Raw genomic sequence first — 25,982 nt, 5'->3', positions numbered from 1 at the left:
ATAAAAATGAAACAATATATAAAAACTCAGATAATCGCCGGATTATTTCTGGCAATACCGTTCCTCACCATTGCTCAAACAGAACAGAGGATAGAAATAGACGATAAATATGTAGAAAACGATGTTGTATCCCTTGCCGGTAAAAAAGGTTTCTCGTTCACAACCAAGGCCGGTGATTTCCTATTTAAGCCTTATGCTCTGGTACAAGCTTCCGGCAGATTCAATTATTATGATGACCAGGGACTAGAGAATATGTATGCAGATAATGTTGCTAATTCAGGCTTTGAAATTCCGAATGCTATTTTAGGTTTCACAGGAAAAGCGTTTGGTAAAGTTACTTTCAACTTATCCATAAATGCAGCTAAAAGCGGAGGGGCCTTACTACAACAGGCTTGGTTCGACGTCGCTATAAAAGAATCGTTTCGTATCCGCGTCGGTAAATTCAAAACCCCATTCAGTCATGGCTACCTAACTACTCTTGGGGAAACTCTATTTCCAAACTTACCTACCTCTTTAAGCAGTACAATCATATTACCTCACTCTTTAAATGCCGTTAATCCGACTTTCGCTACAGGTTTCGACACAGGAGTACAGGTTCATGGTTTGGTAAATAACAAATGGAACTATCAGATAGGTATTTTCAATGGCACCGGTGGAGATGTAAATACAGCAACCAAAACAACCAGTGATGATAACCGCTGGTTGATGTCCCTGTTATATTCCGGACGTATCGCTTACATGCCAAAAGGTCTTATGCCAACCTCACAGGGAGATCCCAGCAATTTACATGATGATAAGATGTCGATTGCTTTATCAACTTCCTATAATGTAGAAGCACAAGATGAAAGTAGTAACGATTTACGTGTCGGACTGGAATTTGCATGGATTAAAGATCGTTTTTATTTTGGAGCTGAAGGATATTGGATGAACATGAAATTCACTAAACGCCAAAAAATATCAAATGCTTACAACTTTTGGGGGGCTTATGCACAAGTAGGTTATTTCATCACTGACAAATTACAGGGAGCTTTACGATATGATCTATATGACCGCAATGGCATTGATGAAGGGGGATTATTGAATATGCCGGCTGCAGGTATCAATTATTATTTCTTCAATTCAAATCTAAAACTACAAGTGATGTATCAATATCTGGGACGTACCGGACATGCGACTCAGAAAGATCGGGATAATGATGGTTTAGGACTTGCTCGTCATAGTGCTACCGCTATGTTGCAATATACATTCTGATGACTAAGTATATGAAAAATATAATTGTTTCAATCCTATTATTGTTCACATTACTGTTATCTAGTTGTGACGATGGGAAAATCTATCCAGAAGAAGTGACAACCCATAATATGTTCGCCTATTTGACTGTCACTCTTAAAGGGAAAGAAGCATGGCCTCAAAAGGATTTGATCGTTTTGGCAGCTTTCGGGGATGACAAAACAATACCAGTCTCAACAACAGTCATTCCTGAACCGACAGCAGCCAATAATACCGCTAATGTCAAACTAGGACTAACAGGTAATGAAAAAACGATTGCAATCTCACTTGTAACTAAAGGGACGACACGACAAGTACTTTACAATTTCTATACTTATTCGATTGACGAATTCAGCGAAAAAATCGATCTTCCAATAAAAGAAATTGACTTGGCTTCATTTGACCGGATACAAAAACAAATATTTAATGATAACTGCGTTGCTTGCCATGGAGGTAGTACACATGCAGCAGCAGAACTATATCTTACCGAAGAGAAAAGTTACAATGCCATCATCAATATCCAGGCAGACCTATCTTCAGAGGGAAAAGTGATAGTGAAACCCAATGAGCCTAATGCCAGCTTCATCATTGACATTCTTCAGAAAGATATTTTGAACTACAATCATTCTGACATTTTTGCTTCTACTCCGGAATTCATCACATTAATGGAAACCTGGATATCAGAAGGAGCACAAAACGAGTAAATAAAACATACAATGATATTTAAAACAAAAACATACGAACAAGATTTTATACACGCTCAAATTTGCACTTTTGAAGGGAAAGGAGGGGTTACGGAATATCACGTTATACTCTCCGTTGCAACCACTTCCCTTCCTTTCGGCGAACAACTCGACAGGCTACAGAAAGCCTACGATATGCTGACCAAACAGGACTTAAAGAAGACTGTCGCTGTTTTCCGCCGTTATTTCCTGAGCGATGCTGCTAACCAGGCCGAAGCTCTGATGGAACGGGAATGTGAAAACCCGTACTGTGCACTGTCCGTGGTGCAGCAGGCTCCGCTTAACGGAACCAAGATTGCACTATGGGCATGGCTGCAAACCGATATGACAACAGAAACACTTCCATCGGGTATGTTTGAAGCCGCTCACAACGGGTATCGCCACCTGTGGACCGGCGGTGCACACAACAAGGCGGCAACCTCGGAATACCAGACGCGTCTACTACTGAATGATTACGTGATGCAACTGACGGAACAACATTGTACGCTGGCAGCCGACTGCATCCGTACCTGGTTCTTCGTACAGAACGTAGATGTAAATTATGCCGGCGTTGTAAAAGCGCGTAAGGAGGTATTCATCACTCAGAATCTGACGGAGAAGACACATTATATATCCAGTACCGGTATCGAAGGACGCCATGCCGATCCGAGCGTATTGGTACAAATGGATGCCTATACGGTCGACGGCCTGCAACCGGAACAGATACAGTTCCTCTATGCCCCGACTCACCTGAACCCGACGTATGAGTACGGAGTTACTTTCGAACGGGGCACAGCAGTGTCTTATGGCGACCGCAAACATATATTCTTATCGGGCACTGCCAGCATCGATAACTTGGGAGAGATTGTTCATCCCGGTAATATTCTGGAGCAGACCGGACGGATGATGGAAAACATCAGCGTCCTGTTGCAGGAGGCCGGAGCTTCCGTTGCCGATATCATGCAGGCTATCGTCTATCTCCGCGATCCGGCAGATTACGAGGAAGTGAACCGCTATATCCGCACCCATTACCCGGATATGCCGCACCTGATCGTACTGGCACCGGTATGTCGTCCGGGATGGTTGATTGAAACGGAATGTATCGCCGTTATTCCGGCAGACCTTCCGCAATACCCCTGTTTATAAATGAAACACCATAAATACAACAACTATGTATAAACAAGGAAAATACAAAGAGACAGACAAGATGAGCGACTTGATTTGCGAGAACTATCCCATGGTTCTCGTAATGAGCCGCTTCGGTATCGACCTGGGATTCGGGGAGAAAAACATCAAGGATGTATGCCGGTTGAACGAGGTGGATTGCTGCACGTTCCTTACCGTTGTCAATTTTCTCTCGGAAGAGATTTCAGGCACGATCAACGAGATCAACAACTGCCTTTCTCTCGGGTCGCTGATCACCTATCTGCATAATGCGCACGATTATTTCCTGAATTTCCGGCTGCCTCATATCCGCCGCAAACTGACGGAAGCAATTACCGGCTGCCCAGGTGATATCGCTTTCGCTATCACTAAATTCTTCGACGATTATGTTTACGAAGTCCATAAACACATGTCGTATGAAGAAAAGATCGTCTTCCCTTACGTCCGTAACCTGTTGGAAGGGGTGAAAGATACCAAATACAATATCAGTATCTTCCGCAAACGACACGACCAGATAGAGATGAAGATCGTGGAGCTCAAAAATATCCTGCTCAAATACTATCCCGGACCCGACAATTACCTGCTGAACAGTGTCCTGTTCGACATCTTTGCCACCGAACAAGATTTGGCCTCTCATAACCGGGTAGAAGATTACCTCTTCGTTCCCGCTGTACTAGCAATTGAAAAAACAATCAAATGACCGTTGCTTTATGAGCACTAACTTTAAAATAGCTGTTGCAGAACCTTCCTCCATTATCCGTTGCGGATTGATCACCATCCTGAAACGGTTGCCCGGATTGCATATCCAGCTGACGGAAATAGCTACGGCTGAATGCCTGGTGGAAAGCCTCCGCATGCACCGACCGGAAGTACTGATCATTAACCCTTCACTTCCCGGCTATTTCGGGATACAGCATCTAAAAGAAGAGTGTGGCTGCTCCGAAATGAAATGCCTGGCTATTGCCTGCATGGCAACCGATCAAGCCATGCTCCGCCCTTATGACGACCTGATCAATATTTATGACAGTCCCGACGAACTGAAACATAAGCTGGAACGGCTGAATGCGGAAGAAGCATCTACTGAGCCGCAAGAAGAGGAGGAAGAACAGCAGACACTCAGTTCGAGGGAAAAAGAAATCGTTGTCTGTGTTGTCAAAGGCATGACGAACCGGGAAATCGCCGATCGCTTGTATCTTTCTACCCACACCGTGATTACCCACCGCCGGAATATTGCCCGGAAACTGCAGGTGCACAGTGCCAGCGGCCTGACGGTGTATGCCATTGTGAATAAACTGGTCGAACTGAACGATATAAAGAAAGTCTGATAAAATATTATTTTCTCACAGCTTTTGTCTTCTTTTCACACTCCAGAATTTGGCTTCAATCCTATATACTGTATCTTTGGGAAACAAAAATATATATATCAGGTTACCATGGATCCAATAACAAGACAATACAACAAAACGGCAGTACAGATCACCCCCTTTGAGACAAAAAAAGGGATCACCGAATATCATATCATCCTCGAACAAATGGATTGTATGGATGATTACTCCACCCAGTTGCAGGATTTGCTCAAAGCCTATACACAATGTGTGGAAGAGCTTCCGGGAAACCCGACTGCCGTGTTCCGCCGTTATTTCCTGAGTGACGTGACCAACCAGACCGCTTTACTGATGGAAAAAGAACGTTCCAATCCGTATTGTGCATTATCCATCGTACAACAGGCCCCCATGAACGGGACTAAAATAGCCCTTTGGGCATGGCTCCAGACAGGTGTACAGACGCAGGTGCTCCCAAGCAATCTGTTTGAAGCCCGTCACGGAAGTTACCGCCAGCTTTTCGGAGCCAATCTTTGTAACCGTGCTGCCAACTCCGAATATCAGACACGGCTTATCTTCCGCGATTATATCATGCAACTGACAGAAGCCAAGTGCACGCTGGCAAACAACTGTATCCGCACCTGGATATTCGTACAGAATGTAGATGTCAACTACCCGGGAGTCGTGAAAGCCCGCAAGGAAGTCTTTGCAACGCAAAACTTAACGGAAAACACCCACTTCATCGCCAGTACGGGCATAGAGGGACGTTATCAGGATACAAGCGTGTACGTAACAATGGATACGTATGCCGTATCGGGTATCGGCCAGGAACAGATCCAGTATCTTTATGCCCCCAACCATTTGAGTCGCACCTACGAATACGGGGTGACGTTTGAAAGAGGGGTAGCTATCACGTATGGCGACCGACGTCATGTATTCGTTTCGGGAACGGCCAGTATCGACAGATACGGCGAAATCGTCTATCCGGGAGATGTCATCAAGCAATCGGAACGTATGGTAGAAAACATCACCGCCCTGTTAAACGAAGCGGGTGCCGACCAGAATGACATCATGCAGGCCATCGTTTACATCCGCGACACGGGAGACTTTGCCCGCGTGAAGCGATACATGGAAACAAACCATCCGACTATGCCTTACCTGATCGTTCGGGCTCCGGTATGCCGTCCGGGCTGGCTGGTCGAAATCGAATGTATCGCCGTCGTTGCCGTAGATGAGCCTGAATATGCTCCGTTGTAATCGATTATTATTGAAAAGACGGAGATTCTTTGACGAATGGTTAGCCCCAACAAACGTGAAAGATTAATAACAACTCCATCTGTTCACAGAAAAAGCATTACCTTTGAACTATTGAATAATCAATAACACCAAAACAAGAAAGAAACAGCCTATGTACAAAAACGGAAAATACCGGGAAACCGATAAAATGAGCGATTTGATATGCGAGAACTATCCGATGGTCCTCGTTATGAGCCGTTTTGGGATTGCCCTGGGATTCGGAGAAAAGAATATCGGTGAGGTATGCCGTCAGAATGGAGTAGACGCCTGCACCTTCCTGACAGTGGTAAACTTCCTGACGGAAGACGTAACCACTCCTGTCACCGACCTCAATAAATGCCTGTCTATCGATGCGCTGATCACATACTTGCATAATGCACACGACTACTTCCTTAACTTCCGCCTGCCGCATCTGCGCAGGAAGCTATTGGAAGCCATCACCGAATGCCCGAAAGATGTAGCCTTCGTTATCCAGCAGTTCTTCGACGAATATGCCGAAGAGGTACACAAGCACATGTCGTACGAAGAGAAAGTGGTCTTCCCGTATGTCCGTGGCTTGCTGGCCGGAAAAAAAGACCCGAAATACAATATATCGATCTTCCGCAAACGCCACGACCAGATAGAAATGAAGATCGTGGAACTGAAGAATATCCTGATAAAATATTACCCCGGTCCCGGAAGCAACCTGTTGAACAGCGTCCTGTTCGACATCTTCGCCACCGAGCAGGACCTGGCTTCACACAACCATGTGGAAGATTATCTCTTTATGCCCGCTATTTTAGCATTAGAAAAAACAATTAATTGATGCCCTATGAGCACCACACTGAAAATCGTTATTGCTGAACCTTCCGCTATCGTCCGTAACGGACTGGAAACAATACTGAAACGCCTGCCCGGCGGCTTGCGTGTCCAGTTTTCTGAAATAACGACTATCGAGTCGCTTACCGAGGATCTTCGGACACACAGGCCGGATATCCTCATCATCAATCCTTCTATTCCCGGGTATTTCACTATTCCACATCTGAAAGAAATGACAGGTTGCCCGAATATGAAATGTGTAGCTATGCTCTATGCCCCTATCGACCATTCCCTGATCCGTTATTACGACGATCATATCAATATCCTCGACAGCCCCGACGAGATCGGGCTTAAACTGGAACGGCTCCATGCCAAATCGGAGGAAGACGGCGATGGCGACGAACAACAGACATTGAGTGCCCGCGAAAAAGAGATAGTGGTATGCGTGGTAAAAGGCATGACCAACCGTGAAATTGCCGACCGCCTGTTCCTCTCCACCCACACGGTCATCACACACAGAAGAAATATCGCCCGTAAGTTGCAGGTACACAGTGCCAGCGCCTTGACCGTTTATGCGATTGTGAATAAGCTGGTGGAACTCAGCGATATCAATAAAGCATAGAGCCGACAGTGTTGCAGTTCTCTACAATCGGGCTCCAAACTAACTACGTTATTTAAACGTATCCCTTGTTGTCTCCTTTACTATTAACATAACAAATACAAAAAGCCTCATCTTTCTAATAATTAACCCTAACATTTCACCCTTTTTTTAAAACACAGCAAACAATATCCGAAACCTCGCTGTTAAGAACAAAGAGTATCACTAATAATGAATATCACATGAAGAAATTCTTTTTAATAGGAGCAACGTTATTTCTTTCTTTATATGCCAGTGCACAGCATGTCGCATTAAAGAACAATATCGTTTACGATGCTACCGCCACTCCCAACCTGGGTCTGGAAGTGGGATTAGGAAAGAAGGTCACGATGGACCTTTCTGCGGGTTACAATCCATTCGAGTTCAACAACGACAAACAGTTCAAACATTGGCTGGCACATGCAGGCGTACGTTTCTGGACCTGCGAAAAGTTTAACGGAACATTTATCGGCGTTCACGCCCTGGGCGGACAATACGATGTGTCAGGGTTCAAACTGCCGTTCGATATGTTCAAGAAACTGCGCGACCATCGCTACGACGGTTACCTGTACGGTGGAGGTATCAGTATCGGTCATCAATGGGTACTGAGCAAACGCTGGAGTATCGAAGGCGAGATCGGTGCCGGTTATGCCCGTATGCACTACGACGAGTACGCCAAGGGCAAAGACATGCCGAAACTACGCACCGGCAACCACAACTACTGGGGTGTGACGAAAGCGTCTATCTCTTTTATCTATTTTATCCACTAATAATCAAACAAGCAAAATGAAGAAGTTATTCTATATAGCAACCGTTTTATTATGCTCCGCCTATGGGAGCATGCAGGCACAGACTGTTAGCCCCGACGGTATAACTTACAGCGACCTGCAAGTAAACAAACAGGGCAGCCAGGTTGTATTGTCGACCACCGCTAATCTCACCAACATGGAGCTTAAATCACAGAACATGGTGATCGTCACTCCGGTACTTCAATCGGCAGACAAAGCACACACGGTAAAGTTCGATCCGTTCGTCATTACCGGAAAGAAACGTATGAAAGCACTCGACCGCGAGATGGGTTTCGGTGCCGAGCCATTCGAACAGACACCGACCGTGATCTTCCGTCATAAGAAAAATCAGCCGGAATCTATCCCGATGACTCTGACCGTACCGTACGAAAGTTGGATGCGTAATGCCTCGCTGGTGATGCAGGCAAATACCACCGGATGTGCTTCGTGTGATGTAGCCAGCAATATCACTCCGCTGTCGTCACGCATATTGCCTCCGGTAGTTGCACCGACTTATGAACTGAGCTATGTGACTCCTCCGGCAGAACCGGTAAAACAACGTAGTGAAACGCACTCGGCTTACCTGAACTTTGAAGTGGGCAAATCTGTCCTGTTGCACGACTTCAAGAATAATGCCGCCGAACTGAAAAGCGTAAACAAGATCGTGAATGAAGTTCGTAACGACAAGAACCTGAAATTTACAGAGTTCAATATCACCGGATACGCATCACCGGAAGGTGGCTACGACTATAACATGAAACTGTCGGAAAGCCGTGCCAAGGCATTCGCTGCCTATATGAAAGATAAAGAAGATATGCCGGCCTCACTGATGAAGGTGAACTGGGAAGGTGAAGACTGGATCGGCCTGCGCAACGCAGTGAAAGCTTCTAACCTGTCCGACCGCGACGCAATCCTAAAAGTACTGGAAATATCCGACATCAACAAACGTAAAGCACAACTCAAAGCCCTGAACGGAGGACGTACTTACCGTATGTTGCTGGATGATTATTATCCTGCCCTGCGCCGTATTGACTATACATTGGCCTACATTGCCCGTCCGTTCGACGTGAACGAAGCGAAACAGGTGATCAAGACGAAACCGCAATACCTGAGCCTGAACGAAATGTTCGTGGTAGCCAACACTTATCCGAAAGATAGTGAAGCATTCAAGGAAGTATTCGACATTGCCGTACGCCTCTACCCGACTGATCCGGTCGCACAGCAGAACACAGCCGCCCTGGAAATAGAACGTGGAGCTACCGAAGCCGGTATCGAACGTCTGCAAAAGATCAATACACCGGAAGCATGGAACAACCTCGGTGTTGCCTACGCCAAGAAGAAAGAGTACCAGAAAGCACTCGAGTATTTCAGCAAGGCTGCCAATGCTGGTGTCAAAGCCGCAGTACAGAATAAGGAAGGATTGAGCAAATGGTTGGATGAGCAATAATCACTGCTTGCCGACAGGATAGGTAAGTCACGCTTAGTAGCACTAGCATGCTACATACGGTAACACTACTAAGACAGGCCAAGATCCTGAATAATAATAAAACCCCGATAAGCATTACGCCTACCGGGGTTTTGTATTCATATAAGTAGAAAAAATCATTCTTTCGATTTCCACTCGTTGATCAGTTCGTTGATCGTCTCTTTTACCGACATGATACGGTTGGTCTTCCAGGCATTGCTTCCGGCAAAGGCATATCCGTTTTCAAAGTTTCCTTTGAAAGCATTATACAACGCCGTTACGATGCAATAAGGACTTTTCGAGATGTCACACGTCTTGATGCAGTTGAATGGACACGCCTTCGGTTGCTTGATGCCAGCCTTCACCTTCTCGAGGAAATTACAATGGATCGCACGCCCCGGCATTCCGACCGGACTTTTGATGATCTCTATGTCTTTCTCTTCCGCTTTAATATAGCTTTCTTTGAAAGCATCGGAAGCATCACACTCGGTAGTAGTGACAAAACGGGTTCCTAATTGAACGCCTGATGCTCCAAGATCCATCATGCGTTTGATATCTTCACCCGTATAAATGCCTCCTGCCGCAATTACCGGGATTCTCTTGTTGTATTTCTCTTCGAACAGAGAAACTTCGTGTACCACCTGGGGCAGCAACTCTTCCAGTGAAAAATGTTCGTCCTCCAACTGGTTTTCCTTGTAACCGAGGTGACCTCCGGCCTTCGGGCCTTCCAGTACAACGGCATCGGGAAGATAGTCGTAGTTGTTCTTCCATTTTTCACAGATGATGCGTACGGCACGTGCACTCGATACGATGGGTACCAACTTCGTCACACTGTCTTTCTTAAGGAAAGAAGGTAAGTCTAGCGGCAGACCTGCACCACTGAAGATGATATCAACCTTTTCGGCGATACTTGTCTTTACCAGTTCTGCGAAGTCGGAAAGTGCCACCATTACGTTCACTCCGATGATACCTTTTGCCTTTTCACGGGCTTTACGGATCTCTTCGGCCAGGCCTAAATTGCCTGCTTCTGTGTAATTGGGGGATAATTTCTTATATAAAAGTCCGAGACCGGCTGCGGAGATAACGCCGATCCCACCTTCATTTGCTACGGCCGAGGCTAAGCCGGATAGAGAAATTCCTACGCCCATCCCACCTTGGATAATTGGGAAACGGGGCTTAAGATCTCCGATTGTTAATGTCTTCATGAAAGTTTATATAGTTTATAAATACGCAGCAAAGGTAGCACAATAAACCAAATGATGTGCAAAAAGGACCAATATTATTGCACAGGTATATCTTTTTTGTGCAATAATATCGATCCTTTCAGACTACACCCTAAACAAAAGCTTTAAAGACTAAACTATTTGACCGGTATATAACCCACTTTCTTCACAGTTTCCTGTCCCTCAGCAGACAACACGTAATCGATGAAAGGCTTCACAGGACCTTCATTCTTCACTTCGTAATAGTAGAACAACGGACGGACGATCGGATAGGTTTTATTCTTTGCGTTGGCAAAAGAAGGTTCTACATAGCTTTTTCCGGCATCGTAAGAGACATGGATCGGTTTTACGTCTTTGTTGACATAGGCCAGGCCTACATAACCGATAGCACCTTTGGTCTGGCTCACCGACTGGATGATCGCTCCGGTGGCGGGCATACTCAGGATACCGTTCATATAGTTCTTATTTTTCAGGACGCTTTCTTTAAAGAACTCGTAGGTACCGGAAGACGTTTCACGCGAATAGGCAACGATCTTCAGGTCGGCACCGCCTACTTCCTTCCAGTTCTTGATCTTTCCGGTGAAGATACCTTCCAACTGTTCGCGGGTCAGGTTCGTCACACCGTTGGAGGGGTGAACGACGATGGCCAGGGCATCGTAGGCAATTACTACCTCTTTTGTATTTTTCTTTGCTTCCTGCAAACGAACTTTCTCATCGAATTTCATCTTACGGGACGACATAGCGATATCGGTTGTCCCTTCCATAAGAGCGGAGATACCGACACCGGAACCACCACCTGTTACAGTTACCTTTGATCCCTTATTCTTATTCATAAAGTTTTCGGCTTCCGTCTGGGTCACCGGCAAGCAAGTATCACTACCTTTGATCTTCTGTGCAAATACATTTGTCGTAAACAAACAAGCGGCCATAGCAGCCAAAAGAATTGTCTTTTTCATTACTCTTATTGAATTAATTTCTTACTGCAAAGTAACTACATGCGTATTTCAAGAGCATGAAACAGGTGTTACATTTATGTTTCCTTTTCAGGTAATCCGGTCAGAACTTATACTGCAAACGAACCGTCAGCACATTGTCTTTGCGGTCTTTTTCGTAACCTTTTACGAAGTCGCTCTTTTCATTGAAGTTGAATTCATAGTAGGCCTGTACACGGATATGTTTGTTGAAGCGGTAGAGGCCACCGATACCGAAAGTGCTCTGGGCTAAATCAGTCTTGGAAGTAAATGTGTTCTCCACACCTATCTCATTTCCTTTCAGCTTTGTATTCGGGTCGTACACATCATATTTGAATACAGCAGAGAAAGGAGACGTTCCGATATCCTGTACCAGATAGAAGAAATAACCGATAAAAGGACGTTTGAACAAAGAGTTTTCGGGCAGGTCTTCCGGACGTGTACCGCTGTTCGGGCTTTTACTGCTGGAGGCGATACCGGGCTGTGTACCCAAAAGGCCTTCGGCACGCAGAGTAGTCGTCCCCCAGGAACTCAGGAAACTGAACTGGGCATCCAGACCGATATATTCACGTTTCATGTAAGTACCGGTTTTACCTTTATCCACTTCGACGAAGCGTTGACCGTCCATCTCATAAGCTGTTGTCGTCGGATTGTAAACACCACCATTATAATAGGATAGGCCTGCTCCCCATTTCCCCCAGTTACCGATCTCCTTATCGGCACCCAGGCGTCCGATAAAATCCTTGCGGCTGTCGGTTTCGCGGTTGATACTGTTTCCGGCAAAGAGCCCGGCATCGAGACGAAGGAAACCCAGGGGACTCTCTTTCTTGGCACGGAGGGTCAACATAGCTCCCAGGTCGCGTTCGTCCGGGAAGAAGTACTGGATAATGGTAGCACGTTCGGGCGACTCCAAACCGCTGGTCGAGTAGCCGATCTCATGTCCGAAAGGACGGTTGAAGACACCGGCCATCAACTGGCTGCGTTTTGTCCAAGGATCTTTGATCCCGATATACAGGTCACGGAAGCTGACACCCTTATCGTTTGCCTCAATCTGCACGGCTCCGGTTCCGATGCCGTCGTTGTATTCAAACTTCAGGCGGCCGCGACGAATACCGATACGGTTGAAGCCTTTGTCTTCATGTTCGTTCTTGTCGCCGACCTTCAGGGTGGCATCTTCCTGCCCATACTGATATTGTCCCTGGATATAGGCAGAGACTTTAAACTTACTAAGTCCCTTCACTATCTTATCCAGCGTTGCTGCCTCTTCCGCCAGCGAATCTATGCGGGCATCTAACTGTTCCGTGTTCTGAGCTTCCGCGAGAAAGGGAAGCAGCGCCAACAGGGTGAGCGCCATTAATTTGATTACTTTCATTCCTAACTTTGTTGGTTGCGGTGAAAAAATGTTACATCACTGTTTCCGGCAGCAAAGGAACAGCTTTTCTGTTTCACATATATTGCAGCCCTGTTACAAAGATAAAACCAAATTATTACAATATTGTTACAAACTATTCGTTCGGAGCCTGCAATTCAACTGTCAGGTTTCCATGTCCGGTTCTTTTATCCGACTCGGCACGCTTCTCCAACTCTTTTATTGTAAGGGTTATCAGTTTGCCGACCGGTTTACCGTCGCGATAGGTAATGACACGCAGCCGGCTGGCTGTTTTCGGAATACGCAGCGGTTTATTATACTTCGGGGTAAAGCAATCCGGATCGGTATTATCGAATGTGTAGTAAATATCTGTTTCTGCAATTTCACTACCCAGTTCAACCTCCAACACACCATCCTGCAAATACGGAGTGACAATCGCATTATTCATGCTGCGAGCATAATTGATACCGGCCTGATCGGCACGCACGAAATGACGTTCTACACGAGGCCAGAATTTCTCCCAATCCGTTTGCGCAGGACCGCTCCACAGAACTTCCGCCAAAGCCCATCCACGCGGCCAGGTCATATACTCGGCATGACGGAAGGTCGGAATGGCTTCTCCCCATACATTTCCTTGTCCGCCCAATACCATTTCAGCCGGAACACCTTCCGGTACGGGATTAAAGCTATACGAGTCTTTCAACCGGCACATGGAATAAGTAGCGGGTTCAACAGAAGGTTCTCCCTGATACAAATCCAGATAGCAATGTTCCGTCGGTGTCATAATCACATGGTGGCCGGCTTTAGCCGATTTGATACCACCGTCCATGCCACGCCAGCTCATCACATTAGCATCGGGTGCCAAGCCACCTTCCAGTATCTCGTCCCAGCCGACCAGTTTCTTTCCTTTCGACTTCAAGAGATCCCCCATCCGGTGGATAAAGTAACTTTGTAACTCTTCTTCATTCTTCAGATTCTCCGCTTTCATACGAGCCTGGCAACGGGGACATTTATGCCAGAAACCTTTAAAGCATTCATCACCACCGATATGGATATATTCGTCAGGGAAAAGGGCTGCCACTTCCGTCAACACCTTATCCATAAACTCGAACGTATACTCTTTACCGATACAAAGTGTATTCTCATCTTCTCCATAGAATTTATTTCCAACATTCACTGCGTCCGGAGCTTTCATACAGGCCAGTTCCGGGTAAGCGACCAAAGCGGCAACTCCATGACCGGGCACATCTATTTCCGGAATAACACGCACAAAACGCCGGGCTGCATAAGCCAGAACTTCCTTCACATCTTCCTGGGTATAAAAGCCTCCGTAAGTTGTTTCTTCTCCTTTTTGCGCACGTTCACGTCCCCACCAGTCGCCTACACGGTCAGCACGCCAGGCGCCTATTTCCGTCAGTTTCGGCAATGACTTTATTTCCAAGCGCCATCCCTGGTCGTCGGTCAGGTGCCAGTGGAAAACATTCATCTTATACTCGGCCAGTTCATCGATAAACTTCATGACTTCTTCTTTATTGAACCAGTGGCGGCTTACATCCAGCATCAGCCCACGCCAGGGAAACTGGGGTTTATCGGTAATCTCGGTACAAGGGATTGTCCATTTCTTATCTTTAGGCTGCGCCGTCTTACTCTTGATCTCGGCAGGAAGCATCTGTAACAAGGTTTGTACCCCGTAGAAAATCCCGGCTGGTTTATTCGCCGTAAGCAATATATCCCCATGTTTCACTTTCAGGTGGTAGCCTTCATCTCCCAGGGTGGCATCTTCCACCAATTTAAATTCGATCTTTCCATGTTTCTCCACAGGAAGAGTGAAGCCGGTAGCAGGCGAAATCTTTTCATTCAGATACCGGGCAATGCCTTTCAGCTCTTCATTCGATTGATCGAGGGTTATGGCAGCGTTAGGAGTAAGAGTGAAACAGTCGGAACCGACAGTCATTTCCTGTGGCACAGGGATCAATGCAATTTCTCCATTCTCCGTAACGCATGACTTATTCGCACATGATACACAAGTCAGCAACAGAGCGGCAGAAGCAAGACTCAACAGTGTTCTTTTCATTATTATAAGTTTTTGTTTGAAATTTTGCACGAAGATAAGAATTCGCTGATAAACAGGAAAGATAGGGTAATAAAAAAGGCGGTATGTCTCATGCATTCCTGCATAACAGACACACCGCCCGGGTATTTAATAACTAGTATTTACAATTACTTCACGATCGCCTTAACTGCTTTTTCACCTTCCACACTGACGATTACAACACCCTGAGGTACAGGAATTGTTGCATTGGCGGATGTGATAGTCCGGTTTACAAGCGGCTGGCCTAATACATTGGTAACAGCTATTACTTTACCTGATGCATTACGAACGATGATTGAACCGTTACCGGCAACTATACTAATACTTGATGTTGAAATCTCATCGTTAGAAGTTGCATAATCGTCTGTATTTTCCAGATTGAAGATCTGAGACTGGTTGATCAGTTCCTGCATCTTATCCTTATCGTCCACATGGTTACCGTTGTCTACTTCGTATTCTGCCAATACAGGCACACCGTTGTGGATTTTCACCCATGCGCCCTTAAACGAAGCAATGCTCGATACGCCTTCCTTGTTGGATTCCAGTAAGAAGTCCTTATGAGCGTCGTCTGTGTAACGCAGAGAGAATGCATAGTTCTTATGCAAGCCGTCTACCGGTTTCTTTTCGAAGATAGCTTCATTGTACAGGTCGCGAGGATCAAGAACACCGTCCTTAGTTCTCAGGTCTGCCAATTTCTTACCATTCTTCAGGATATACAGATATTCGCCTGTTGCATCCACCTGGTGAACACCTTCAACGAAACCAAGGCGAGTGTAAGACTGCCATTTGTAAACGTCAGGATTGTTCAACATGTTAGTATTACCTTTCACCGAGTCAGTCAGGTTGATCAGGAAGCTACCGGCCAGGTAACCGTTATAATCAACTTCGTGTTCGCACCCCGGGTTATAACCGTGGGTGTTACACCACCTACCGTCTTTCACTGAATCCGGACGAAGAACGAACAGATACTGAGGCATACGGTCAGTAGATTTCGTTACATAGTCAGCATAGATAGCAGTTTTGCTTTCTTTACCGATCGGCTGGATCTTTTCAGCTGTCATACCTAAGTAACCGAATTCTTTCACCACCTGCGGAGCCATGCTCTGGTTATTAGAATCTTCGAACAGGAATTCCTGACCGGTACCTCTTGCACGGTATATATCGATATGCTTACCTTCTTCACCCAGATCCATATATAATGGACGATAGTCGGTAATAACAGCAAAAGCAGATGAACGGTCTTCAGCTTCTTTATCCAATTTGGTAATACTCAGTTTACCGATACCATCTACGCAATGTGCTTGTCTCCAGCCATTGAATGCGTAAGAATATCTCGGAAGAGTGCATTCCTCACAATCTTCACAGTCATCGCCCGGGTCCGGAGCAGGAGTATTACGTAACCCAGCACTAGTAGGAACAGGAGTAGGATCAGGACATTCATTACAATCATTCACCTTATTATTGAAGATGTCGATAAGGATATAGCATTTTTCATCCTCTTTACGTTGGTCAGCTTTCAGGTAGAACACACCAAGCTTTCCTTTACCTGCTTCGATATCTTCGCGACTCATCGGCTGATAGTAGGCTGTTTTACCGAACTCTTCCACCAGGGCGATATACATCTTATCATTATCTATCAAGTTCTTATCACTCACTTTCAAGACATAAGCAGTTCGTGACAATTGCGGCAAACCGGCAACGTTCACACCGTAACCAAACTCATAATCAGTCGCTTTAAAGTCTTCGGGAGCAATTTCCAATTCATAAGTGGTGGACTGACTTTCTATCGGCATGAAGGTGTTGTCCACAACATTCAGATAAAGATTACCGTTAGCAAACAGGTTGTAGTTAAGACGATACTTGGTGTAAAGCAATGATGCCGGATCAAGATGTTTGTATCCGTGATGTTCATTTGTCAAAGCCTCATTGTCAGTTACCGAAATGAAGTTATAGTTATGCATGTTATCCAAAGCCCAGTTACAACCTTCGCAACTTTTTTTCTCAAATCCCTGATAGTTTTCATCAATAAAGAAAATATTACCGTCTTTATCTTTATATAACTGACCTTCAAAGACCGGGACTGTATCTTGGCACATATTCCAATAATCGTTATAGGACATCCTAAGATCTACCGATGGTTCATCCCAGATAAGCATGCCATAATCGAATGCATATTCGCGGTTATAGATAGCAACAGTAGCTCTATCACCACAACCGGTTGTCTTTACCACCCACATTGTTGCAGGCATATCGTCATAATTCTGATCATCTTCCGGTGCGTCAAACATCAGACGTCCCTGCAAGTTGGCAACAACATTTTTACCATTATCGGCACTCTTGATAAAATAAAGTCCTTCCGGTAATGTAATACGAGTCAAGTAATTAAAATCACGGTTCTTGAAGAAGAATCGGGTCTGTAAAGAGCCGGGGAGTACATATTCGCCATCCACCTCTGTATTCTTGGCAGTGATCACAGACGTATTATCTGTCAGGTAAGCCAAACGGAGAACTACGGGACCATATTCATCGTTATGTTCCGGAGCATCTATTCCATTGGCAGCCCATATCGCTGGCATATCATTATTGGTCGAGTTGAAGGCATAATTGGCATTTATCCATTTGTTGGAAGCAGCATTCTTATAAGAAGCATTCATCGGTTCTATCACCAGGCTATCCTGTGAAGGATAATAAGTGAATTTGAAAAGTGAACGGGCAATCCATGCTTTCTCTGTGAGACCAGGAATATCATCCGGCATATTCGCAGCCTTCAGATTACCATCCATAAGCTCCAGTTTCAGTTCTTTACTACTTTTTTCGTAGAATGAAGTCCCTACGTACAAAGTCTGGAATGATTCATAGTCACCATATTCGTCTCTTTCTCCCGGAACTTGCAACCTGACATAATCCCATGCTTCATTGGAGCTAAGACCGATTACAGGGTCAGCATTATAAATACCCGGAAAATAATCATATTCGTTATCCACAGCTACAAACTGATTAGTCAACAGCGGACTTGTCTGAGTCGGGGTAACAGAGGCATCAAACTGTACAGTATTATTCGTTGACAATCCCCAGGCATCATTCATATACTGAAAATCCACCATTTGATTTACAGCATTTGCATTCAGAGTTATACCACCTGCCAAAATAGGTTTAACCTTGATAATATCACCGAGAATATCGTTCATATCATCACCGGCTTCCTCCTTTGAGTATTTTCTGGCCAGTATTTCATTTCCATAATAATACGGGCTTTCCTGTAAAACGACAACTGAGTCCTGATTACTGAAATAAGAATACAAAGGAGCATAGTCGAAATCATTCACCTGCTTATCGGTAGAGTACCAGGTCCAGTTTTTCAGACAGCCGCCTAGATAGGAGGTAACATTTTGATAACTGTGGTCAATCATTTCCTGAGTATAAGCCTTTACGTGTCCATACTCCAGTTCCATATTCGTTTCCTTGTTGACAAACACGAAATTCTTTCCGCTGTGTCCGTCATCATATGCTTTGATAGACCACAAAGAATAGTTGATCGGTACGCTACCAGGAGATTCCAACCTTAAAACCAGTCCATTAGTAGCATCGCCATAAAAAGCGAAATGACGATACTGCACCAATAATTTGCCATCTTCATTTACCAGCTGATACCATTTGTTCGCTTCGAAATGATTTATGCCGTTATCAATCTCATTACTACTCATCACGTCTGTTGGGCGGAACGTGATATTATGCCCACCTACATTCGGTTGAGCATATACATGAGATGAAACACAAACCGACAACAATAAGCCGGCAATTAACGAGGTAATTGTTTTACTCATAAAATCCAATTTAAGTAATACTAAAATAAAGTTCTATATAAATCCTGTTTTTACTCTTCAAATTATCAGCCGAATAAATCATTTATCCGGAAGCAATTACGGCAAACTTATCGGGGGATGGAACAAAGATATAAATAACAATTTAATAGCGACTCAGTCTTTGTCCTTTTTTAACTATCCAGATGGTTCTATTATCAAAGTTGAGGATAATCATTACCAAATTCAAATTTTAACCTTTCGGAATATATAATAAAAAAAGCACCGGAAAATTCATTCCGGTGCCCCTTTATCCTAAATTTGTGCCTGATGTTATTTTGCAAACTGCAATCCCTTTAGCTTATTCCATGCGCCACGGGTAAAATCCGGTATCTCCACAGGAACGCCTCCGTTATTCACTGAAATCTCTGTCAGTTCCGTCAAGCAAGACCACTCAGCTGCATCATACACATCCTGATCCAAAGGTAACCCTTTTTGCAGGCAATAAACAAGCCGGTAGTCCATGATAAAGTCCATACCTCCATGACCTCCTACTTTCCGGGCTTTCTCACCCACCTCTTTTGTAATAGGATGTTCATACAAAGCCATGATAGAATCCATTTGTGCATTGTTCAAAAACTCATGTGCATTCGGTTCCAACGCTATTCCTTCCACCGGATATTTCTGGGCAAAACCTTTGGTGCCGCTTACCACATGTTTACGGTCGTACGGACGCGGACTGGTTACATCATGCTGGATCAGAATCGTTTTCCCTTTTTCCGTCTGAATCAGGGTCGTATTCATATCACCCAGTTTATACGTCTGCTTCGCTTCCTTGGAGTCTTTTCCAAAAGTATTCTTTGCATATTCAGTCATCCCGACTTCTTTCGTCGACATGGATACCAGGTAATTCATCTTATCTCCCCGGTGAATATTCAATATCTGGCAGATCGGACCTAAACCATGAGTAGGATATGGATTACCGGTATGTTCTTCATTATATTTCAAACGCCACATACCCTGATAACCACCTTTCTCACTCGGATAGAAATTAAGAGAACGCAGGTCGTGGATATATGCACCTTCTCCATGAATAACTTCACCGAATACTCCCTGCTGGGCCATATTCAATGTTGCCATTTCAAAGAAATCGTAACAACAGTTCTCCAGCATCATACAGTGACGGCGAGTCTTTTCCGCCGTATTCACCAATTGCCAGCATTCATCGATCGACATAGCCGCCGGTACTTCCACCGCTACATGTTTCCCATGTTCCATTGCATAGATCGCCATCGGTGTATGGTTCAACCAGTCTGTACAGATATAGACAAGGTCGATATCATCCCGTTCGCAAATCTTTCTCCAATCCTCTTGCCCGGTGTACTCATCTGCTGCCGGAAGATGTTTACCGGCCAAGGTTTCCTGTGCACTTTTCACATAATCGGCATTCAGGTCACAAAGAGCTTTCACTTCCACTCCGTCCAGGAAAGTGTAGCGGTAAACCGCACCGCTTCCACGCATTCCTAAACCGATAAATGCAACACGCACGGTCGGGATAGGATCGGTAGCCAGTTCCAATACATCTGTCTGACCGGCCGGACACTCCGGAACCGGCATGGAAATCATTTTTACCGGCTCATTTACGGCTGGTTTATTACAGGTACATCCGGTAATAAGGGCCAACACTAACATAAAAAAAAGAGTCTTTTTCATTGTATTTTAAATCTATAATATTAATACCCGGGATTCTGATCGTTTTTCAGAAGCGGATTCAAGTCCATTGCATTTTGAGGTATAGGCATCAAAAGGATGCGATCATTCCATTTCTTTTCGATTACCTTATATCCATTCGGAGCATAGGTTGTAGTATTCATTATTTTCTGGCAATAGGCAGAACCGTAACGACGGATGTCATCGAAACGATGTCCCTCACCGGCCAGCTCTATACGGCGCTCGTTACGTACAAAATCCAGAGCAGCCTCTTTCGATGGCATTGAAGTCGGCACTGACGGCATGCCGCAACGATCACGCAGATCATTCAAAGCAGTCTGAACATCATTATCCCAACCCACATTCATTACGTGTGCTTCGGCAAAAGTCAGCAATACTTCTGCATAACGAATCACTGGATAGTCATCGGCACTGGTCCAATCCGAATAAGGAGTCAATGCTACCATTTTACGATAGCTGTAACCTGTCCACGACTCGTTACCATCCAGACCGGCCACTTCCGGTTTCCAACGATAATAGAATGTACCTCCGGTAAAGTCTGTCTCATGCCATCCCTTGAACGGGAACAGGATAGAAGCATACAAACGGCTGTCGCGGTTACGGAATTCGTCCATATAAGCATATTTCTTCAAATCCATTTCAGGAACTCTCTTTATATAGCTAGCCTGATCCAGGTCCGCTACTTCAGCCGTGATCTCTTCGAAATTCTTCTTACGGGTATCCACCGATATCAAAGGACGTACTGTTTTACCGTCGATGTCCCAATAAGCATCCACCAGGTCCTGCATCGGTTCGTAAGACGAATAACCCGATCCCATCTGGCTCGGACGTATATAGGTATAACGGGCCCAGTCGTAGTTATTATCATCAGCCATGTACTCGCGGGTCAGGATATACTCGGGATTCGAAGGCGATGCATTGCTACCCTGCCATAACGTTTCATAGCTAAACAAACCTTTTGCAAATTTATCCTTATCGATCCCCTTGTTTTCAAAATCGATAAACTGTACCAGTTCGTCAGCTTCTTTCTTTTGCGCATCATTCAAAGCCGTTACGCGGAACAAAGAGTGATGTCCTTCGCTTATCACAGTCTTGGCAGACGCTTCAGCCTCCGCATAATTACCGAAATACAATGCAGCACGGGCACGCATAGCCAAAGCTGCGGCACGAGTGATACGCCCGGTTTCCTGCAGATAACCGCCATTGTATTTGTCCGGCAAAACAGTTGCAATCTCAGCCAGTTCATCCAGAATGAAAGCCTGCACTTTATCGACCGGATCACGGGGTACGTTCGGTGCATCATATTCCATAACCATAGTAACCAAAGGTACTTTACCAAATTTAGTTGTCAGGTCCAGATAACTCTGGGCACGGATAAAACGAGCTTCCGCTTTCATTCTTTCTTTCAGCGTTTCATCCATATCACAGGTTCCCACTCTTTCCAGAAAGTTATTCACGATACGAATGGTTCCGAAACTGTACCCACGGTCTTCCGCCGTACTCAATTCACTTTGCTGGATAGATTCATACGGTCCTTCCCAGGGTTTATGGCTATGAGCATTATCCGTACACATCTCATCCCAGATATCGAAGCCAGGCGTTTGTGCATAACAGGCATTCAATCCGTACCATGCATCTTTTTCTGTATTCCAGAAACTTTCTACTGAAATATCTGAAGGAGGTACCACATCCAGATCACAGGCTGTAAAAGAGACAGTCAATAAACCGAAAACTGTCCATTTCTTTATATTTAGATTTACCATTACTCTTACTTAATTAAATGTTATTAAATCAATTAGAAGGACACATTCACACCAAATGCGACTGATTTGGTTCCCAGTGAACCGATACCGCGACCGGAAGAAGCTTCCGGGTCAAAGTCTTTCATCGTATGATCCGCACGCAGTGTGAATAAGTTCTCGCCGGTCAGGAAGAATTTCAAAGAAGACATTCCCCATTTCGAAACTAAGTTAGAAGGAACACGGTATCCCAGTGAGATTGTCTTAATACGGAAATAGTCCGCATCAAACAGCTGATAGTCTGAGAAGTACTGATTATAATCATCCAGGCTATGACCTCCATAGATACGCGGATAGACAGCATGAGGATTCGGATTTTCCTGTGTCCATCTTCCCAGGTGGAATTTACGCGGGTTAGAGTTCAGCATAAAGGCAGAAACCTGTTCAGACTCGAAAGCAGCCTGGGTACCGGAAACACCCTGTCCGAATAAAGAAAATTCGAAATTCTTATATTGCAGGTTCAGATTGATCCCATAAGTAAAATCGGGTACGTCTTTTCCTATGATCGTACGGTCTTCACCATTGATAGCGCTACCCCATTCCAGGCCTTCACGCTGCGGAACATATTTGATATCACCGGCTCTCGGAGTACGTCCGTACGTATAATAATGTCCGGCATCGATTTCTTCCTGGGTATACAGTCCATCTGTTTTCAAGCCATAGAATGAACCGATCGATTCACCTTTACGCAGGATATAACGGATCTTATCGCCACCATTATTAATAATATCGTCCGACTCACCCATATCCATAATCTCATTATTATTAGTAGCAATATTTGCACTTACCTGATAAGAGAACTCTCCTAATGTTTTACGATGAGTCAAAGCCAGTTCAAAACCACGGTTGCGCACTTTGGCTATATTCTGTGACGGATTAGATGCAATACCTGTTTCCAGAGGAACGTTATAGCTCAAAAGGATATCGCTGGTATTTTTAATGTAATAATCGGCTGTTACACTGAATAAACCATTGAATATATCAAAGTCTACTCCGATATCGGTCAGTGCAACTGTTTCCCAACCCAGCTTTTCATTTGCCGGTTTCGATTCCAGTACACCTTTTATAGCTTCGTTATCAAAGTTATAATCCGCACCATTGTTATACAGTTGGAAATAATCGTAGTTTCCCACATTATTAATATTACCCAATGTTCCCCACGATGCACGTACCTTCAAATTATCGACCCATTTCACATCGCTCATGAAACTTTCCTGATTGATACGCCATCCCGCAGAGAATGAAGGAAAGATACCCCAACGATTATTTTTATAGAAACGGGAAGAAGCATCCGCACGCAGATTCGCTTCAAACAGATAGCGGTCATTAAAGCTATAATTCAAACGACCGAAATAAGAAAGTATCTTATATTCGCGCAACGGATCGCCGTAAGAGTTTACATCAGGCTGATCTTTACTTACTTCCGAACCTGTTGTGATATCTTTCAGGTCGTCTGTTACAAAATTCTTATATTTTGAATAAAGGCGTTCGTAATTATAATGTTCGTAAGAAGTACCGGCCAAAATCCCTATACTATGTACTTTGTTCGTCCAATCGTAACGGGCAGTCAACGTATACATCTGGCGGTTCTCACTCTGCCAGAGCATATTCATTTCATTTGTATATACTCCGGTTCCCGGGATTTCGGCACCGGTCTCAAAGTTCTTCACATTTTCCTGTAAGGCTGTATAATTCTTCGATTTCGACTCCCAGCTTTTGAATGCACCCTGTCCGGAAATAACCAACCCTTCGATCGGCTTCAGGTCAAAACCGAGGTCGATCATTGTGTTGTCAGTCTTACCGTTCGACCAGTTGTTCTTACTCAAGGCACGCAGCGGGTTACCATTCATGAACGATTGCGTTGCAGATTTACCGCCGGCAATAGATCCCCATTCCCCGTTGGACTGTTGTGCAACCATCGTAGAAGGAACCATCAGGAAATTACCGATAGAAGCGACACCATGCTCTGTTTTATTCGTGCTGCGGATAAACTTCACACCGGTCTTCAATGTCAGCCATTTCGTTACATCGGCAGCCACATTGGCATCCAGATTATAGCGTTGAGAGCTCTGTCCGGGCATGAATTTATCGTCATACAGATAACCCAGGCCGGAGAAGAAACGAACTTTGTCGCTACCACCGCTAAAGTTTAACGAATGTTGCGTTGTTACCACCGGATTGTCCAGTACCAGATCTGCCCATTTCGTATTCGGGTAGTAATCAGGTCTTGAACCATCCTTAAACCAAGCGATCTCATCGTTCGAATAAGCAGCATTTTTACCGTTTGCCGCATCACGGTTATAGAAAGCTTCATTCAGCAACTCTGCATAATCCCATGAATCGAGCACATCCGGCAGATAAGTCGGCATCTTCAATCCCACATAACCACTGTAAGAAACATTCATTTTCTCTTTCTTACCTGTCTTGGTCGTTACCAATACAACACCATAAGCGGCACGTGAACCGTAGATAGCAGAAGAAGCGGCATCTTTCAGGAAAGAGATCGATTCTATACTGTTCGGATCGAGATTCGAAAACAGATCGGCATCAGCAATAGCCCCGTCGATCACATATAAAGGAGAAGATGTTCCCAGGTTTCCTCGTCCACGGAAGTTAATGGAAGGAGTTTGCCCCGGACGGGATATAACGGTTACACCGGGTACAGTACCCTGAACAGCTGCCAGTACATTTGTCTGTACGCGATCTTTGATATCTTCTGAACTGATAGCAGCAACCGCCCCTGTCAGGTTTACCTTCTTCTGGGTTCCATAACCGACCACCACTACTTCATCCAGAAGTTCAGAGTCTTCTTCCAATATTACATTCAGGGAAGTCTGTCCTTCTTTCAAGGTTATTTTCTTCGTCGCATACCCTATATAAGAGATAAGCACGTGCTTATCTCTTCCTGACAATGTCAGGACAAAATTACCGTCAAAATCGGTAACCGTACCGTTTGTTGTTCCGGCCTCTACCACGCTGGCACCTATCACCGATTCTCCATGAGCATCTTTTACAATACCTTTAACAGTTACACTTTTCTGTTGCCGGGACGTATTCCCTCCCATTGTATTCCTTGAAGATCCGGATGTTTTCGAGATCACAATCTGGTTATTTACAATCCGGTAAGAATAATCCGTATTCTTAAACAACTGATTCAATACCGTCTCTAAAGAAGCACCTGTCACATCGATAGAAATCTTCTTGTTCAGGTTGATCTGATCGTCATTATAAAAAAAGGTATAACCGCTATCCTTTTCCAGTTCTGCGATAACAGACGACAAAGGCGCATTACTCTTTTTCATGGTAACCTGATAAGCCTGGGCGAAAGCCGAGACAGGGATCAGCCCTATCGCGCCTATCAGAAATAATTGTGTGATCTGCTTTTTAAACGGTTTACAGAACACATCTCTCAACAAAACTACTCGTTTATTCATATTAATATTCAGATAAATTTTAATGTGTTTTTCCCTTTTCTCTTTACCGGAGTCTATTTCCGGCATCCATGATTACGTCTATCCCTTTTTCATTTTGTATTT

At 44.7% G+C, this 25,982-nt stretch carries 18 protein-coding genes; 10 read left to right on the top strand and 8 right to left on the bottom strand.

Annotated features, from left to right (window positions below; translation table 11 throughout):
- Positions 1-6: 6 nt before the first annotated feature.
- The 10 genes from M1P97_RS14610 (at position 7) to M1P97_RS14565 (ending at position 9,443) form a co-directional block, all read left to right on the top strand.
- Positions 7-1,251 carry a porin gene (locus M1P97_RS14610; RefSeq protein ID WP_249389469.1) on the top strand — a complete coding sequence of 415 codons (1,245 nt, stop codon included), beginning with the start codon at positions 7-9 and terminating at the stop codon, positions 1,249-1,251.
- 11 nt (positions 1,252-1,262) lie between these two features.
- A complete protein-coding gene (locus M1P97_RS14605; RefSeq protein ID WP_249389468.1) occupies positions 1,263-1,973 on the top strand; it encodes a hypothetical protein in 711 nt (236 codons plus the stop codon).
- 12 nt (positions 1,974-1,985) lie between these two features.
- A complete protein-coding gene (locus M1P97_RS14600) occupies positions 1,986-3,137 on the top strand; it encodes a Rid family hydrolase (RefSeq protein WP_249389467.1) in 1,152 nt (383 codons plus the stop codon).
- A 25-nt stretch (positions 3,138-3,162) separates the two neighbouring features.
- Entirely contained in the window at positions 3,163-3,855 is a 693-nt protein-coding gene (locus tag M1P97_RS14595; RefSeq protein WP_249389466.1) for a hemerythrin domain-containing protein, read from the top strand.
- Between the two features lie 10 nt (positions 3,856-3,865).
- Complete coding sequence (locus tag M1P97_RS14590; RefSeq protein WP_075558978.1) at positions 3,866-4,480, top strand: response regulator transcription factor; 615 nt, start codon at positions 3,866-3,868, stop codon at positions 4,478-4,480.
- 108 nt (positions 4,481-4,588) lie between these two features.
- Positions 4,589-5,734, top strand: a complete 1,146-nt coding sequence (locus M1P97_RS14585) for a Rid family hydrolase (RefSeq protein ID WP_195372496.1) — start codon at positions 4,589-4,591, stop codon at positions 5,732-5,734.
- Between the two features lie 151 nt (positions 5,735-5,885).
- A complete protein-coding gene (locus tag M1P97_RS14580; RefSeq protein WP_249389465.1) occupies positions 5,886-6,578 on the top strand; it encodes a hemerythrin domain-containing protein in 693 nt (230 codons plus the stop codon).
- A 6-nt stretch (positions 6,579-6,584) separates the two neighbouring features.
- Positions 6,585-7,193 carry a response regulator transcription factor gene (locus tag M1P97_RS14575; protein WP_195372494.1) on the top strand — a complete coding sequence of 203 codons (609 nt, stop codon included), beginning with the start codon at positions 6,585-6,587 and terminating at the stop codon, positions 7,191-7,193.
- 218 nt (positions 7,194-7,411) lie between these two features.
- Entirely contained in the window at positions 7,412-7,978 is a 567-nt protein-coding gene (locus M1P97_RS14570) for a DUF3575 domain-containing protein (RefSeq protein ID WP_195372493.1), read from the top strand.
- 16 nt (positions 7,979-7,994) lie between these two features.
- Positions 7,995-9,443 carry a DUF3868 domain-containing protein gene (locus tag M1P97_RS14565; RefSeq protein WP_249389464.1) on the top strand — a complete coding sequence of 483 codons (1,449 nt, stop codon included), beginning with the start codon at positions 7,995-7,997 and terminating at the stop codon, positions 9,441-9,443.
- A 155-nt stretch (positions 9,444-9,598) separates the two neighbouring features.
- Here M1P97_RS14565 and M1P97_RS14560 read toward each other — a convergent pair whose 3' ends face one another.
- The 8 genes from M1P97_RS14560 to M1P97_RS14525 all read right to left on the bottom strand — a co-directional run bounded on the left by M1P97_RS14560 (position 9,599) and on the right by M1P97_RS14525 (position 25,880).
- Complete coding sequence (locus M1P97_RS14560; RefSeq protein ID WP_195372491.1) at positions 9,599-10,666, bottom strand: NAD(P)H-dependent flavin oxidoreductase; 1,068 nt, start codon at positions 10,664-10,666, stop codon at positions 9,599-9,601.
- Between the two features lie 155 nt (positions 10,667-10,821).
- The gene (locus M1P97_RS14555; protein ID WP_195372490.1) at positions 10,822-11,640 is read right to left on the bottom strand and encodes a phosphate ABC transporter substrate-binding protein; all 819 of its coding nucleotides are present in this window, start codon (positions 11,638-11,640) and stop codon (positions 10,822-10,824) included.
- Between the two features lie 100 nt (positions 11,641-11,740).
- Positions 11,741-13,027: a hypothetical protein gene (locus M1P97_RS14550; RefSeq protein WP_195372489.1), complete on the bottom strand. Its 1,287-nt coding sequence runs from the start codon at positions 13,025-13,027 to the stop codon at positions 11,741-11,743.
- Between the two features lie 133 nt (positions 13,028-13,160).
- The gene (locus tag M1P97_RS14545; RefSeq protein ID WP_249389463.1) at positions 13,161-15,098 is read right to left on the bottom strand and encodes a beta-N-acetylhexosaminidase; all 1,938 of its coding nucleotides are present in this window, start codon (positions 15,096-15,098) and stop codon (positions 13,161-13,163) included.
- 146 nt (positions 15,099-15,244) lie between these two features.
- The gene (locus M1P97_RS14540; RefSeq protein WP_249389462.1) at positions 15,245-18,940 is read right to left on the bottom strand and encodes a DUF6383 domain-containing protein; all 3,696 of its coding nucleotides are present in this window, start codon (positions 18,938-18,940) and stop codon (positions 15,245-15,247) included.
- Between the two features lie 309 nt (positions 18,941-19,249).
- Positions 19,250-20,629: a Gfo/Idh/MocA family protein gene (locus M1P97_RS14535; protein ID WP_249389461.1), complete on the bottom strand. Its 1,380-nt coding sequence runs from the start codon at positions 20,627-20,629 to the stop codon at positions 19,250-19,252.
- 20 nt (positions 20,630-20,649) lie between these two features.
- Positions 20,650-22,410 carry a RagB/SusD family nutrient uptake outer membrane protein gene (locus tag M1P97_RS14530; RefSeq protein WP_249389460.1) on the bottom strand — a complete coding sequence of 587 codons (1,761 nt, stop codon included), beginning with the start codon at positions 22,408-22,410 and terminating at the stop codon, positions 20,650-20,652.
- A gap of 32 nt (positions 22,411-22,442) precedes the next feature.
- A complete protein-coding gene (locus tag M1P97_RS14525) occupies positions 22,443-25,880 on the bottom strand; it encodes a TonB-dependent receptor (RefSeq protein WP_249389459.1) in 3,438 nt (1,145 codons plus the stop codon).
- Positions 25,881-25,982: the final 102 nt, after the last annotated feature.

It is taken from the genome of Parabacteroides leei (assembly GCF_023369805.1).
GTDB lineage: Bacteria > Bacteroidota > Bacteroidia > Bacteroidales > Tannerellaceae > Parabacteroides > Parabacteroides leei.
The sequence above is the reverse complement of the archived record's forward strand: the minus strand, read 5'-3'. Positions and strand labels throughout refer to the sequence as shown.

Coding starts and splice junctions, on each gene's coding strand:
- M1P97_RS14610 (WP_249389469.1), top strand. CDS start 7: ATGAAACAATATATAAAAACTCAGATAATCGCCGGATTATTTCTGGCA.
- M1P97_RS14605 (WP_249389468.1), top strand. CDS start 1,263: ATGAAAAATATAATTGTTTCAATCCTATTATTGTTCACATTACTGTTA.
- M1P97_RS14600 (WP_249389467.1), top strand. CDS start 1,986: ATGATATTTAAAACAAAAACATACGAACAAGATTTTATACACGCTCAA.
- M1P97_RS14595 (WP_249389466.1), top strand. CDS start 3,163: ATGTATAAACAAGGAAAATACAAAGAGACAGACAAGATGAGCGACTTG.
- M1P97_RS14590 (WP_075558978.1), top strand. CDS start 3,866: ATGAGCACTAACTTTAAAATAGCTGTTGCAGAACCTTCCTCCATTATC.
- M1P97_RS14585 (WP_195372496.1), top strand. CDS start 4,589: ATGGATCCAATAACAAGACAATACAACAAAACGGCAGTACAGATCACC.
- M1P97_RS14580 (WP_249389465.1), top strand. CDS start 5,886: ATGTACAAAAACGGAAAATACCGGGAAACCGATAAAATGAGCGATTTG.
- M1P97_RS14575 (WP_195372494.1), top strand. CDS start 6,585: ATGAGCACCACACTGAAAATCGTTATTGCTGAACCTTCCGCTATCGTC.
- M1P97_RS14570 (WP_195372493.1), top strand. CDS start 7,412: ATGAAGAAATTCTTTTTAATAGGAGCAACGTTATTTCTTTCTTTATAT.
- M1P97_RS14565 (WP_249389464.1), top strand. CDS start 7,995: ATGAAGAAGTTATTCTATATAGCAACCGTTTTATTATGCTCCGCCTAT.
- M1P97_RS14560 (WP_195372491.1), bottom strand. CDS start 10,666: ATGAAGACATTAACAATCGGAGATCTTAAGCCCCGTTTCCCAATTATC.
- M1P97_RS14555 (WP_195372490.1), bottom strand. CDS start 11,640: ATGAAAAAGACAATTCTTTTGGCTGCTATGGCCGCTTGTTTGTTTACG.
- M1P97_RS14550 (WP_195372489.1), bottom strand. CDS start 13,027: ATGAAAGTAATCAAATTAATGGCGCTCACCCTGTTGGCGCTGCTTCCC.
- M1P97_RS14545 (WP_249389463.1), bottom strand. CDS start 15,098: ATGAAAAGAACACTGTTGAGTCTTGCTTCTGCCGCTCTGTTGCTGACT.
- M1P97_RS14540 (WP_249389462.1), bottom strand. CDS start 18,940: ATGAGTAAAACAATTACCTCGTTAATTGCCGGCTTATTGTTGTCGGTT.
- M1P97_RS14535 (WP_249389461.1), bottom strand. CDS start 20,629: ATGAAAAAGACTCTTTTTTTTATGTTAGTGTTGGCCCTTATTACCGGA.
- M1P97_RS14530 (WP_249389460.1), bottom strand. CDS start 22,410: ATGGTAAATCTAAATATAAAGAAATGGACAGTTTTCGGTTTATTGACT.
- M1P97_RS14525 (WP_249389459.1), bottom strand. CDS start 25,880: ATGAATAAACGAGTAGTTTTGTTGAGAGATGTGTTCTGTAAACCGTTT.